Source organism: Pseudomonas sp. NFPP28, from assembly GCF_900115535.1.
GTDB lineage: Bacteria > Pseudomonadota > Gammaproteobacteria > Pseudomonadales > Pseudomonadaceae > Aquipseudomonas > Aquipseudomonas extremorientalis.
On the sequence record NZ_FOWT01000013.1, the window covers coordinates 59,427 to 72,998 of the forward strand.

Sequence of the window (13,572 nt, forward strand, 5' to 3'; positions counted from 1 at the left end):
CTCAGGCGGGGCTTTTCAGTGGCTGCGGGAATCAGGCGAGAGGTTTGCTCTCGTGTTCTGCTTCCTGTGCCGCGGCAGCAGCAGCGGCAGCGGCTTCAGCTTCCTTGCGACGACGACGCACTTCACGTGGGTCGTTCGGCGCACGGCCGTTTTCGGTCAGGGCGCTGACCGGTGCAGCCTCAACCACGGGGGCAGCCACTTCGGCAGCCGCCGGCGCTTCAACCACTGGCGCTGGTTCAACGACCGGAGCAGGCTCAACCACTGGGGCTGGCTCGGCAACCACAACTTCGGCAACCGGTGCCGGCGCTTCTTCTACCGCCGGGGCAGGTGCTGGCGCTGGCGCTTCAACCGGAGCGGCAGGCTCGGCAGTCCATTGGAAGGCGGTCTGTTCTTCACGAACTTCACGAACTTCCGGGGCCGCTTCGACAACCGGTGCTTCAATCACTGCTTCAGCCACAGGTTGAGGCTCGACTACCGGTACTTGTTCAGCCACCGCTTCAACTTCTGGCAGGGCTTCTTGAACCGGAGCAACTTCCACTTCCGGAACAACCGGTGCTTCGATTGGGGTAGTCGCTTCAACAACCGGTGCTTCTACGACTGGGGTTTCGGCAGCAGGTGCTTCAACGACCGGCGCTTCAACCACTGGGGCCTCGGCGGCAGGCACTTCCACAACGACGGCTTCTTCAACAGTCGCGGTAGCGCGCTCAGCCTGCTCGTGCGCCTGGGCTTCAGCCGGAGCGCTGATGACCGAGCTGGCAACGGCAGCGGTAACGGCCAGGCCGGCAGCCAGTTCGGCGCCAGTCGGCTCGCTGGTAGCGGCTTCTGCGTTTTCGCCGGTCTCTTCCGAGCCTTCGATCACGTTGCCGTTGGCATCGCGTTGACGCTCACGACGGTTGCTGCGACGACGCTGGCCACGGGAGCGGCGGCGTGGACGATCGCCTTCGGCGCCTTCCTGACCGTCTTCCTGCAGTTGCTCTTCGCCGGTCAGCACTTCTTCTTCGCTGGCGGCAGCCGCTTGTTCGGCACGTGGTTGACGCTCTTCACGCGGAGCGCGAGGCTGGCGTTCTTCACGTGGCGCACGTTCTTCGCGCGGCTGGCGAGCCGGGCGTTCTTCGGCAACAACAGCTGCACCGGCAACGGCTGGCGCAGCGTCCAGCGGCTCGCGCAGTTCGCGCACACGCTCTTCGCGCTCGCCACGTGGCTTGCGGTCTTCGCGTGGGGCGCGTGGAGTACGCGGGGCGCGCTCTTCACGCGGTGCCCGTTCTACGGTCGGGGTTTCTTCACGGGCTTCGCGAGGCGCACGCTCTTCACGTGGGGCGCGTTCTTCACGCGGCGCACGCTCTTCGCGCGGCTTGCGCTCTTCGTCACGACGGCCGTTGCGGTTACGGCTCTGCTGGCGACCGTTGCGACGCTCTTCGTTGCGTGCAGGGCGCTCGGTCGCTGGTTTCTCAACCACAACCGGTGCAGCAGGCTCTTCCTTGGTGGCGAACAGGCTTACCAGCGACTTCACCAGGCCTTTGAACAGGCTTGGCTCAGGCATTACGGCTGGCGCGGCAACCGGAGCGGCGGCTTCAACCGGAACCGGTGCGTTGGCACGGGCCGGAGCGGTTTTCACGGCGGCTTCCTGGCGGACCAGGGTGCGGGTCGCGGCGGCTGGCTGCACTTCTTCGACTTCGGCGGCTGCAGCGGCGATTTCGTAGCTGGACTGGCCGCTGTGGGCTTCCGGGCTGTCATCACGCAGGCGCTGCACTTCGAAGTGCGGCGTTTCGAGGTGATCGTTCGGCAGGATGACGATACGGGCACGGGTGCGCAGTTCGATCTTGGTGATCGAGTTGCGTTTTTCGTTGAGCAGGAAGGCTGCAACCGGAATCGGCACTTGTGCGCGGACTTCGGCGGTGCGGTCTTTCAGGGCTTCTTCTTCGATCAGGCGCAGGATCGCCAGGGACAGCGATTCAACGTCACGGATGATGCCGGTGCCGTTGCAACGCGGGCAAACGATGCCGCTGCTCTCGCCCAGGGACGGACGCAGGCGCTGACGGGACATTTCCAGCAGGCCGAAGCGCGAGATGCGGCCGACCTGTACGCGGGCACGGTCAGCTTCCAGGCATTCGCGGACTTTCTCTTCCACGGCGCGCTGGTTCTTGGCTGGGGTCATGTCGATGAAGTCGATCACGATCAGGCCGCCGATGTCACGCAGGCGCAGCTGGCGGGCGATTTCTTCAGCCGCTTCCAGGTTGGTCTGCAGGGCGGTTTCTTCGATGTCGCTGCCTTTGGTCGCACGCGCCGAGTTGATGTCGATGGACACCAGGGCTTCGGTCGGGTCGATCACGATGGAGCCACCGGAAGGCAGTTCGACCACGCGCTGGAAGGCGGTTTCGATCTGGCTTTCGATCTGGAAACGGTTGAACAGCGGAACGCTGTCTTCGTACAGCTTGATCTTGCTGGCGTACTGCGGCATCACCTGGCGGATGAAGGTCAGGGCTTCGTCCTGGGCTTCAACGCTGTCGATCAGCACTTCGCCGATGTCCTGGCGCAGGTAATCGCGGATGGCGCGGATGATCACGTTGCTTTCCTGGTAGATCAGGAACGGCGCGGAACGATCCAGGGAGGCTTCCTTGATGGCGGTCCAGAGTTGCAGCAGGTAGTCGAGGTCCCACTGCATTTCTTCGCTGCTGCGGCCCAGGCCGGCAGTGCGCACGATCAGGCCCATGTCGGCCGGTGCGATCAGGCCGTTCAGCGCTTCACGCAGTTCGTTGCGCTCTTCGCCTTCGATGCGACGGGAAATGCCGCCGGCACGCGGGTTGTTTGGCATCAGGACCAGGTAACGGCCAGCCAGGCTGATGAAAGTGGTCAGGGCGGCGCCCTTGTTGCCACGTTCTTCTTTTTCGACCTGGACGATGACTTCCTGGCCTTCGCTCAGGACGTCCTTGATGTTCACGCGGCCTTCGGGGGCTTTCTTGAAGTATTCGCGGGAGATTTCTTTGAGGGGCAGGAAGCCGTGGCGCTCGGAGCCGAAATCGACAAAGGCAGCCTCGAGGCTTGGTTCGATGCGAGTAATACGGCCTTTATAGATGTTGGCCTTCTTTTGCTCGCGTGCACCGGATTCGATGTCCAGGTCGTAGAGGCGTTGGCCATCTACCAGTGCAACACGCAACTCTTCGGGTTGAGTTGCGTTAATCAGCATTCTTTTCATGTTGTACCGTCGGTTTCCGGGCTGCCGGAAACGGCGTTCGGCACACACGACTTCTCACGGTCGGTGTCAGGTGCGTCAAGAGTGGTTGGCCACTCCAGTGTCCAGCAATAACAGGCCAATTGGGCCGGTACCGCGACGGACGCGTCCTGCTTGTTAGCGGTGGTGACAAAGGCACCACTTCAACAAAAGCTAAGGTCAGGAGGAGGAATCAACCGGCGACTGTGGACGAGATGAAGCGTCTAAATATAAGCCTAGTGCTACACGGTCCGACGGTTGTGCATCTCCACCCTACACGTATCCCTGATAATTCGGGTGCTGCCGCGCGCAGAATCCGCAGCGGGTTGGCATTTACCGTGTTCTCCAATGGGGAGTCCACGCTCATGGCTAAACAAGACTAGGTGTGGGCGGTTGCGCTCTCACTCAGCTCTTAACAGGCGTTGTTTCCGAAGCATTCGCCGTGGTCTGGTCCAAGACTGACTGCACTTTGTGAACTGGCCGTAAATATCGGCGCAGAACGCGAGTATTCACTCTGCTTTCTGCACTCGCTTCAGGCCTCATGTCACCTGCGCTTGTTACAATCTTGAACCTTCCAGGGTGGCGAAAGCCCCGTAGGACGGCCTCGCGTCCTGATGAATTGCGATGGTCAGGGCCGGCAGTTTGCCGCATGTCCTCTGTCCAGGCCGCTTTTGGCGGCGTTCGCGACTATAGCAGCAATGATTAAGTGCTTCAATTCCATAAAAAATTGTTATCATCGCCGCCATGACGACTACCGCCCCCCAGACCCCCAGCGTCCAGCTGCTCGAGGTCTCGCCGGAATATGCCGGCCAACGCATCGACAATTTTCTCCTGGCCAGGCTCAAAGGCGTGCCCAAGACCTTGATTTACCGCATCTTGCGTAAAGGTGAAGTGCGGGTGAACAAGGGCCGGATCAAGCCCGAGTACAAGTTGCAGGCGGGCGATATCGTACGCGTGCCACCGGTGCGCGTGCCTGAGCGTGACGAGCCTGTACCGTTGGCCCAGGGCTTGTTGCAGCGCCTGGAAGCCTCGATTGTCTTCGAAGACAGCAAGCTGATTGTGATCAACAAGCCCTGCGGCATTGCGGTGCATGGTGGCAGCGGCCTGAATTTCGGCGTGATCGAAGCCTTTCGTCAGTTGCGCCCGGATGCCAAGGAGCTGGAACTGGTCCACCGCCTGGACCGCGACACGTCCGGCCTGCTGATGATCGCCAAGAAACGCAGCATGTTGCGCCACCTGCACACCGCCTTGCGCGGCGATGGCGTGGACAAGCGCTACATGGCGCTGGTGCGCGGCAACTGGGCCAGTTCCATCAAGAGCGTCCGTGCGCCGTTGCAGAAGAGCAACCTGCGCTCCGGCGAGCGCATGGTCGAAGTGGATGAGGAGGGCAAAGAAGCCCTGACCCTGTTCAAGGTGCTGCGCCGTTTCGGCGACTTCGCCACGATGGTCGAGGCCAAGCCGGTCACCGGGCGCACCCATCAGATTCGTGTGCACACCCTGCACGCGGGTCACTGCATCGCGGGCGATACCAAGTACGGCGACGAAGATTTCTCCAGGGAAATCCGCGATCTGGGCGGCAAGCGCCTGTTTCTGCACGCCTACATGCTCACCGTGCCGCTGCCAGATGGTGGCGAGTTGAAGCTGCAGGCACCGGTCGATGAGATGTGGGCCAAGACCGTGGAGCGCTTGAGTGTCGCGCCTTGACTACAAACTGCTGATATTCGATTGGGATGGCACCCTGGCCGACTCCATTGGCCGGATTGTCGAGTCGATGCACGCTGCGTCGACCCGCTCGGGGTATGCGCTGTGCAGTGATCTGGCGGTCAAGGGCATTATCGGCCTCGGCTTGCCTGAGGCGATTCGCACCTTGTACCCCGAGATCAGCGACGCCGAACTGGTCGCGTTTCGCGAGCATTACGCCGATCACTACATCGCATTGGAGGCCACCCCTTCGCCGCTGTTCGACGGTGTGGCGCAGGCCCTGGAGGCATTCCGTGCCCAGGGCTATCACCTGGCAGTCGCCACTGGCAAGGCACGACGTGGCCTGGATCGGGTGCTCAAGGCCCACGGTTGGGAAGATTATTTCGATATCACCCGCGCCGCCGATGAAACTGCCAGCAAGCCTCATCCTCTGATGCTGGAGCAGATCCTGGCCCATTGCGGCGTGTCGCCACGCCAGGCCTTGATGGTGGGCGATGCCTCCTTCGACCTGATGATGGCGCGCAATGCGGGCATGGACAGTGTGGCGGTCAGCTATGGCGCCCAGGCTGCCGAGGCGTTGCAGCAATATGAGCCGCGTCTGACGATTGATCATTTTTCCGAATTGCGGGCCTGGCTCAACCGGGCCCAATAAGTCTTTGCTGGGGTTGATGGCATGAGTGATGAGTGGAAAGCGCCCGAAAAGGCTGAAAGCAGTGATGACAAAAGCTGGAAGCTGCTGGAGAAAACCCTTCTGGCCAGCGTTCAGGAGCAGCGTCGCGCGCGGCGTTGGGGGATTTTCTTCAAGCTGCTGACCTTTGTCTGGCTCATCGGCATGCTGGCGCTGTTCAGTCCACTGGTAGACATGGAAAAAAGCGCAACCCGGGGTGCCAATTACACTGCCCTGATCGAAGTGCGCGGAGTGATTGCCGACAAGGAGTCCGCCAGTGCCGACAACATTGTCAGCAGTCTGCGCGCCGCGTTCGAAGACCCTAAGGTCAAAGGTGTGATCCTGCGCATCAACAGTCCGGGCGGCAGCCCGGTGCAATCGGGTTATGTGTATGACGAGATCCGTCGTCTGCGTGGTCTGCACCCGGATACCAAGCTGTATGCGGTGATTTCCGACCTGGGCGCCTCGGGTGCCTATTACATTGCCAGTGCCGCTGACCAGATCTACGCCGACAAGGCCAGTCTGGTGGGTTCCATTGGCGTGACGGCGGCCGGTTATGGTTTCGTCGGCACCATGGAGAAGCTCGGGGTGGAGCGTCGCACGTACACTTCGGGTGAACACAAATCCTTCCTCGATCCCTTCCAGCCGCAAAAGGCCGATGAGACCCAGTTCTGGCAGGGTGTGCTCGATACCACTCATCGCCAATTCATCGCCAGCGTGAAGCAGGGGCGTGGTGATCGTCTGAAGGACAAAGACCATCCGGAGCTGTTCTCCGGCCTGGTGTGGTCCGGCGAGCAGGCGTTGCCGCTGGGCTTGATCGACGGCCTGGGCAGTGCCAGTTCGGTGGCGCGGGATGTGATTGGCGAGAAGGAGTTGGTGGATTTTACGGTTGAGGAATCGCCGTTTGATCGTTTCTCCAAGCGGCTCGGTGCCAGTGTGGCGGAGAAGCTGGCCTTTTACATGGGCTTCCAAGGTCCAAGCCTGCGCTGAGCCCCAGGCTACATATAGATCAAAATGTGGGAGGGGGCTCGCCCCCGATTGCGGTGGGTCAGCTGCGGGTTAGTTGGCTGATCCTCTGCTATCGGGGGCAAGCCCCCTCCCACATTTGCTTGTGGTGTTCTCAGGGGATTTGCACGCCTTCGGCCAGCAGCATATCCACCAGGCGAATGAGGGGAAGGCCGATGAGGCTGGTGGCGTCCGACCCTTCGGTACTTTGGAACAGGCTCACGCCCAACCCCTCGGCCTTGAAGCTTCCCGCACAGTCATACGGCTGCTCGACTCGCAAATAGCGCTCGATGCGCTCTGCATCGAGTTCGCGCATATGTACGGTAAAAGGCACGCAGTCGACCTGGCAGTTGCCTGTCTCGCTGTTCAGCAGCGCCAGCCCAGTGAGGAAACTGACGCGCTTGCCGCTGGCGGCCAGCAGTTGCTCGCGGGCATTCTCGAAGGTGTGCGGCTTGCCGATGATCCGGCCATCGAGTGCGGCCACCTGGTCGGAGCCGATAATCAAATACCCCGGATGGCTGGCGGCAAGGGCGCGGGCTTTCTGTTCGGCCAGGCGCTTGACCAGTTCCTCGGCGGATTCATTTTCGTGGTGACTTTCATCGATATCCGGTGAGCTGCAGATAAACGGCAGGTGCAGGCGGCTCAGCAATTCCCGGCGATACACCGAGCTGGATGCGAGTAATAAAGGCAGCATGGGCGTCTCCTCAGGTCGGCAGCGGATTCTAGCGGGGCGACCGGCTGACGCACAGGGCTGAATTTCCTTTGACATGGCTGGGTGCATCCCTATAATGCTGCGCCTATGTTGAATGACCCGATTCCACCTCACGTTGACCCGCGCAAATTGGCTGATCGTGGCACTTCCCTTCAAGGTGAGTTGCTGCTGGCCGATTTGGAGAGACTCTGCGACCCGCTTTCCGACACTGTCGGTACGGTGCAGGCCAAATTCGTTTTTGAACGAGATGAACGTAAATCTGTGGTAATCCACAGTTTTATCGACACCGAAGTCAAAATGGTTTGCCAGCGTTGTCTTGAGCTGGTCACCCTGCCGATCCACAGCGAGTGCAGTTATGCTGTGGTGAAGGAGGGTGCGAATACCCAGTCGTTGCCGAAAGGTTATGACGTGCTGGAACTGGGCGAAGATCCTTTGGATCTGCATGCACTGATCGAGGAGGAGCTTCTGCTCGCCTTGCCCATTGTGCCTGCTCATCATCCGGAAGAATGCCAGCAGCCGGCGGGCCTCGATGACGAGCCCGAACCGAGCGAGGACGAGGTAACGCGGTCCAACCCGTTCAGTGTATTGGCGCAGTTAAAGCGTGACCCAAACGTTTAGGAGTTAATCAATTATGGCTGTTCAGCAGAACAAAAAATCCCGCTCCGCCCGTGACATGCGCCGTTCGCACGACGCTCTCGAGGCTAGCACCCTGTCCGTGGAAAAGACCACCGGTGAAGTTCACCTGCGTCACCACGTATCGCCAGAAGGCGTATACCGTGGCCGTAAAGTGATCGACAAGGGCGCTGACGAGTAATCACTTGTCTGCTCTAGTCATCGCGATAGACGCAATGGGCGGGGACTTCGGTCCCCGCAGCATTGTTCAGGCCTGCATTGCCAGCCTGTCTGCAACACCCTCGCTGCACCTGGCCCTCGTCGGCCAACCCTCCTTACTTGAAGAAATGATTGCCAGCCATCCGGCGGTGGATCGCGCGCGCCTGACGATTACGCCAGCCAGCGAAACCATCACCATGGATGAAAAGCCTGCGGCAGCTCTGCGTGGCAAGCCTGACTCTTCAATGCGGGTGGCCCTGGAACTGCTGCGTGATGGCAAGGTGCAAGCCTGTGTCAGCGCCGGTAATACCGGGGCGCTGATGGCGTTGTCGCGGTTTGTGCTCAAGACCCTGCCCGGCATTGATCGACCGGCTATGGTGGCGGCGATTCCGACGCAAAAAGGCTATTGCCAGTTGCTGGATCTGGGCGCAAACGTCGATTGCAGCGCCGAGCATCTGCTCCAGTTCGCCGTGATGGGCTCGGTGGCCGCCGAGGCGCTTGGCGTGGCCCGCCCGCGCGTTGCCTTGCTGAATATCGGCACCGAAGACATCAAGGGCAACCAGCAGGTCAAGCTGGCCGCCACGTTGCTGCAGGGCGCGCGGGGTTTGAATTACGTCGGGTTTGTCGAAGGTGACGGCTTGTACCGTGGCGAAGCGGACGTGGTGGTGTGTGACGGGTTTGTCGGCAATATCCTGCTCAAATCCAGCGAAGGCCTGGCGACCATGATCGCCACGCGTATCGAGGCGCTGTTCAAACGGAACCTGGCATCGCGCGTTGTCGGCGCCCTGGCGCTGCCGTTGATGCGCCGCTTGCAGGCTGACCTGGCTCCGGCGCGGCATAATGGCGCGAGTTTTCTGGGGTTGCAGGGCATTGTGGTAAAAAGCCACGGCTCGGCCGGTGTCGAGGGTTTTCAAAGTGCGATCGCGCGGGCAGTGATCGAGATCCAGGAAAACCTGCCGCAACGCTTGCACGGCCGTCTTGAGGACCTGTTGCCTTAGGCGAATCGGCCCGGGAGTGCTTAAATGTGACCGGCCAGTTCAATTGACCATCCAATCTGTCAGTTTCGTGCGCTCCCACCGTAGGAGTGCGCATTTTTGACGACCAGATCATTAGGGGCTTGTTACATGTCTACATCCCTCGCATTCGTCTTTCCAGGGCAGGGTTCGCAGTCCCTCGGCATGTTGGCCGAGCTGGGCGCGCAATACCCGCTGATCCTGGACACCTTCAAGGAAGCTTCCGACGCCCTGGGTTACGACCTGTGGGCACTGACCCAGCAGGGGCCGGAAGAGCAACTCAATCAAACCGATAAAACCCAGCCGGCCATCCTGACCGCCTCGATCGCCCTGTGGCGCCTGTGGCTGGCAGAAGGCGGCGCACGCCCTGCATTCGTCGCCGGCCACAGCCTGGGCGAATACAGCGCCCTGGTTGCCGCGGGCAGCCTGACCCTGGGTGAGGCGGTCAAGCTGGTCGAGCGTCGTGGCCAGCTGATGCAAGAAGCCGTTCCGGCCGGGCAGGGCGGCATGGCCGCGATCCTGGGCCTGGACGACGCCGTGGTGATCGAAGCCTGCGCCGAAGCGGCCCAGGGCGAAGTCGTCAGTGCAGTGAATTTCAATTCCCCGGGCCAGGTGGTGATCGCCGGTGCCAAGGCTGCCGTTGAGCGTGCCATCGAAGGCTGCAAGGCCCGTGGCGCCAAGCGTGCGTTGCCGTTGCCGGTGAGCGTGCCGTCGCACTGCGAGCTGATGCGCCCGGCGGCCGAGCGTTTTGCCGAGTCCATCGCCGCCATCAACTGGCAGGCGCCGCAGATCCCGCTGGTGCAGAACGTCAGCGCCGCCGTGGCTGCCGACCTCGAAACCCTCAAGCGCGATCTGCTGGAGCAGCTCTACAAGCCGGTACGCTGGGTTGAATCGGTCCAGACCCTGGCCGCCAATGGTGCGACTGAACTGGTTGAGTGTGGACCGGGTAAAGTCCTGGCCGGCCTGAACAAGCGCTGCGCCGACGGCGTGTCGACTGCCAACCTCAATACCCCTGACGCCTTTGCTGCCGCTCGCGCGGCACTGGCCTGAATCCCTGAACTTAGGAGAAGCCTGCATGAGTCTGCAAGGTAAAGTTGCACTGGTCACCGGCGCAAGCCGTGGCATTGGCCAGGCGATCGCCCTGGAGCTGGGCCGTCAGGGCGCTGTTGTGATCGGCACCGCTACTTCCGCCTCGGGCGCCGAGCGTATCGCCGCGACCCTGAAGGAAAACGGCGTGCAAGGCACCGGCCTGGAACTGAACGTGACCAGCGATGAATCCGTGGCTGCCGTTTTGGCCGAGATCACCGCACAGTTCGGCGCGCCGGCGATTCTGGTGAATAACGCCGGTATCACCCGCGATAACCTGATGATGCGCATGAAAGACGACGAGTGGTACGACGTGGTCGACACCAACTTGAACAGTCTGTTTCGCCTGTCCAAGGGCGTTTTGCGCGGTATGACCAAGGCGCGTTGGGGCCGAATTATCAATATTGGCTCCGTAGTGGGTGCCATGGGCAACGCAGGCCAAGTAAACTACGCAGCCGCCAAGGCCGGTCTGGAAGGTTTCAGCCGTGCATTGGCGCGTGAAGTCGGCTCGCGGTCGATTACGGTCAACTCGGTGGCTCCAGGGTTCATCGACACCGATATGACCCGCGAACTGCCGGAAGCACAGCGTGAAGCGTTGCTGACGCAGATTCCGCTGGGCCGTCTGGGCCAGGCTCAAGAGATCGCGAATGTGGTCACTTTCCTGGCATCCGACGGTGCGGCATACGTGACTGGGGCTACAATCCCGGTGAACGGCGGGATGTACATGAGTTAAATTGTGACGGATCGCTTCAAAAATATGTCATACGAGCTGTCTAAAATCCGTTATAAAGCTGCAACTTAATTTATAGGCAGGTGGCCGACCGGGTACAGGATGAAGCTTTCAGTTGAAAAGCTGAAAAGGCTTTCTATACACTTACCCACTGGCCAGCTGCCTGAATTTGTCCATTAGGAGTTAAACAAGGTATGAGCACCATCGAAGAGCGCGTCAAGAAAATCGTCGCCGAGCAACTGGGCGTTAAAGAAGAAGAAGTGGTCAACACTGCTTCCTTCGTAGAAGACCTGGGTGCCGATTCCCTTGACACCGTTGAGCTGGTGATGGCTCTGGAAGAGGAATTCGAGACCGAAATCCCGGACGAAGAAGCTGAAAAAATCACTACTGTTCAAGCTGCTATCGACTACGTTACTAGCCACCAGGCGTAATAGTTTGTAGTCGTCGCTTGCTGTCAGGGAAAAACCGCACTGCTGTAACGGCGTGCGGTTTTTTCTTTAGCCCTGATGAAAAGTACGCGCTGAAGCAAAAGTGTCGTCATTAGAAAAAGGAGAGTGCTGTGTCGCGTAGACGCGTCGTAGTCACCGGTATGGGTATGTTGTCGCCACTGGGCACGGATGTGCCAAGCAGTTGGCAGGGCATTCTGGCTGGCCGCAGTGGTATTGGTCTGATCGAACACACGGACCTTTCTGCCTATTCCACCCGTTTTGGCGGCTCGGTAAAGGGTTTCAATGTCGAGGAATATCTCTCGGTCAAGGAATCCCGCAAACTCGACCTGTTCATTCAATACGGCCTGGCAGCCGGTTTTCAGGCGGTGCGTAATGCCGGCCTGGAAGTCACCGACGCCAACCGTGACCGCATCGGCGTGGCCATGGGTTCGGGTATTGGCGGTTTGACCAATATCGAAGAAACCAGCCGCACGTTGCACGATTCCGGCCCCCGTCGAATTTCGCCGTTCTTCGTCCCGGGCTCGATCATCAATATGATTTCCGGTTTCCTGTCCATCCACCTGGGCGCACAGGGACCTAACTACGCCATCGCCACGGCGTGCACTACCGGCACGCACTGCATTGGCATGGCGGCGCGCAATATCGCCTATGACGAAGCCGACGTGATGATCGCCGGTGGCGCCGAAATGGCGGCCTGCGGCCTCGGCATGGGCGGCTTCGGCGCGTCCCGTGCGCTGTCGACGCGCAACGACGAGCCGACCCGCGCCAGCCGTCCATGGGACAAAGGCCGTGACGGCTTCGTGCTGTCCGACGGTGCCGGCGCCCTGGTGCTGGAAGAGTTGGAACACGCCAAGGCGCGTGGTGCCACCATCTACGCCGAGCTGATTGGCTTTGGCATGAGCGGTGACGCCTACCACATGACCTCGCCACCGTCCGACGGTGCCGGTGCCGCGCGTTGCATCACCAACGCCCTGCGCGATGCCAAGGTGAATGCGGACCAGGTGCAGTACATCAACGCCCACGGGACTTCGACTCCGACGGGCGACCTGGCGGAAGCCGAGGCCATCAAGTCGGTGTTCGGTGAGCACGCCTATAAGCTGGCGGTCAGCTCCACCAAGTCCATGACCGGACACCTCTTGGGTGCGGCGGGCGCGGTCGAGGCGATCTTCAGTGTCATGGCCATCAAGGATCAGGTCGCGCCGCCGACCATCAACCTGGATGAGCCTGACGAAGGCTGCGACCTGAACTTCGTGCCTCACGAAGCGCAGCCGATGCCGATCGACGTGGCGATCTCCAACTCGTTCGGGTTTGGCGGTACCAACGGTTCCCTGGTGTTCCGCCGGTTCGCCGAGTGATGCACAGCTGGGTCGACGGTCAGCCAGCGGACAGCGTGCCCCTGAAAGATCGCGGCCTGGCGTATGGCGATGGGCTGTTCGAGACCATTGCCGTCAAGGCCGGACAGCCGGTGCTGCTCGACCGTCACCTGCAACGCCTCGACGAGGGTTGCAGGCGCCTCGCCTTGGTTGCGGATCCGATGGTGATCCGCAGCGAAGTGCTGGCCTACGCCACCGCCCTTGGCGAGGGTGTCCTCAAATTGATCCTGACCCGTGGCGACAGCCTGCGCGGTTATGGCATCCACCCTGGCGCACCGGTGCGCCGTATCTTGCAGGGCAGCCCGCCTGCTACTTATCCCAGCGCTCATGGAACCGATGGCATCCGCCTGTTTCCCTGTGCCACCCGCTTGGCCGAACAGCCGTTGCTGGCCGGTCTCAAGCACCTCAACCGTCTGGAACAGGTGATCGCCCGCGCCGAGTGGCAGGACACCAAGCACGCTGAAGGCTTGATGCTGGATGTGTCCGGTCGTGTGATCGAAGGCGTGTTCAGCAACCTGTTCCTGGTGTGCAACGGCTTGTTACTAACCGCTGATCTGACACGTTGCGGCGTGGCCGGGGTGATGCGCGCCGAGATTCTGGCCCAGGCACAGACCCTGGGCATCCCGGTGGCCGTGGCCGACATCAGTGTCGGGCAGTTGCAGCAAGCCGACGAAGTCTTCGTGTGTAACAGCGTTTATGGCATTTGGCCGGTGCGCGAGTGCGCTGCGATGAGCTGGTCGGTTGGCCCGCTCACCCGTAAACTGCAGGGCATTGTTCGCGCGCTATTGGAAATTTGA

General features: G+C 60.9%; 13 protein-coding genes. 11 read left to right on the top strand and 2 right to left on the bottom strand.

The window, feature by feature from the left end; translation table 11 throughout:
- Nucleotides 1-31: 31 nt before the first annotated feature.
- Entirely contained in the window at nucleotides 32-3,193 is a 3,162-nt protein-coding gene (gene rne / locus BM110_RS28010) for a ribonuclease E (protein WP_218189521.1), read from the bottom strand.
- Between the two features lie 759 nt (nucleotides 3,194-3,952).
- On the opposite strand from rne, the gene rluC reads away from it, so the two are divergent.
- The 3 genes from rluC to BM110_RS28025 are packed head-to-tail and all read left to right on the top strand — an operon-like array spanning nucleotide 3,953 to nucleotide 6,566.
- Nucleotides 3,953-4,912, top strand: coding sequence for a 23S rRNA pseudouridine(955/2504/2580) synthase RluC (gene rluC, locus BM110_RS28015; protein ID WP_071490507.1), 960 nt, complete (start codon nucleotides 3,953-3,955; stop codon nucleotides 4,910-4,912).
- A complete protein-coding gene (locus BM110_RS28020) occupies nucleotides 4,899-5,561 on the top strand; it encodes an HAD-IA family hydrolase (protein ID WP_093514558.1) in 663 nt (220 codons plus the stop codon). Before rluC ends, BM110_RS28020 begins: the two co-directional genes overlap by 14 nt.
- 21 nt (nucleotides 5,562-5,582) lie before the next feature.
- Nucleotides 5,583-6,566, top strand: a complete 984-nt coding sequence (locus BM110_RS28025) for a S49 family peptidase (protein ID WP_092242527.1) — start codon at nucleotides 5,583-5,585, stop codon at nucleotides 6,564-6,566.
- Between the two features lie 130 nt (nucleotides 6,567-6,696).
- Here BM110_RS28025 and BM110_RS28030 read toward each other — a convergent pair whose 3' ends face one another.
- Nucleotides 6,697-7,275: a Maf family protein gene (locus BM110_RS28030; RefSeq protein WP_093514559.1), complete on the bottom strand. Its 579-nt coding sequence runs from the start codon at nucleotides 7,273-7,275 to the stop codon at nucleotides 6,697-6,699.
- 105 nt (nucleotides 7,276-7,380) lie between these two features.
- Between BM110_RS28030 and BM110_RS28035 the strand changes: the two genes are divergently transcribed.
- From BM110_RS28035 to pabC, 8 genes are all read left to right on the top strand, one after another.
- On the top strand, nucleotides 7,381-7,911 hold the full coding sequence (locus BM110_RS28035; protein ID WP_010566563.1) for a YceD family protein: 531 nt from the start codon (nucleotides 7,381-7,383) through the stop codon (nucleotides 7,909-7,911).
- 13 nt (nucleotides 7,912-7,924) lie between these two features.
- Complete coding sequence (gene rpmF / locus BM110_RS28040; RefSeq protein WP_003179396.1) at nucleotides 7,925-8,107, top strand: 50S ribosomal protein L32; 183 nt, start codon at nucleotides 7,925-7,927, stop codon at nucleotides 8,105-8,107.
- Nucleotides 8,108-8,111: 4 nt separating this feature from the next.
- Nucleotides 8,112-9,122 carry a phosphate acyltransferase PlsX gene (gene plsX / locus BM110_RS28045; RefSeq protein ID WP_093514560.1) on the top strand — a complete coding sequence of 337 codons (1,011 nt, stop codon included), beginning with the start codon at nucleotides 8,112-8,114 and terminating at the stop codon, nucleotides 9,120-9,122.
- A gap of 126 nt (nucleotides 9,123-9,248) precedes the next feature.
- Entirely contained in the window at nucleotides 9,249-10,187 is a 939-nt protein-coding gene (gene fabD, locus BM110_RS28050; protein WP_015885433.1) for an ACP S-malonyltransferase, read from the top strand.
- A 25-nt stretch (nucleotides 10,188-10,212) separates the two neighbouring features.
- Nucleotides 10,213-10,956 carry a 3-oxoacyl-ACP reductase FabG gene (gene fabG, locus BM110_RS28055; RefSeq protein ID WP_015885432.1) on the top strand — a complete coding sequence of 248 codons (744 nt, stop codon included), beginning with the start codon at nucleotides 10,213-10,215 and terminating at the stop codon, nucleotides 10,954-10,956.
- A 191-nt stretch (nucleotides 10,957-11,147) separates the two neighbouring features.
- Nucleotides 11,148-11,384, top strand: coding sequence for an acyl carrier protein (gene acpP / locus BM110_RS28060; RefSeq protein ID WP_003175607.1), 237 nt, complete (start codon nucleotides 11,148-11,150; stop codon nucleotides 11,382-11,384).
- A 128-nt stretch (nucleotides 11,385-11,512) separates the two neighbouring features.
- On the top strand, nucleotides 11,513-12,757 hold the full coding sequence (gene fabF, locus BM110_RS28065) for a beta-ketoacyl-ACP synthase II (protein WP_093128129.1): 1,245 nt from the start codon (nucleotides 11,513-11,515) through the stop codon (nucleotides 12,755-12,757).
- The gene (pabC, locus tag BM110_RS28070) at nucleotides 12,757-13,572 is read left to right on the top strand and encodes an aminodeoxychorismate lyase (protein WP_093514561.1); all 816 of its coding nucleotides are present in this window, start codon (nucleotides 12,757-12,759) and stop codon (nucleotides 13,570-13,572) included. The genes fabF and pabC overlap by 1 nt, the downstream gene beginning before the upstream one ends.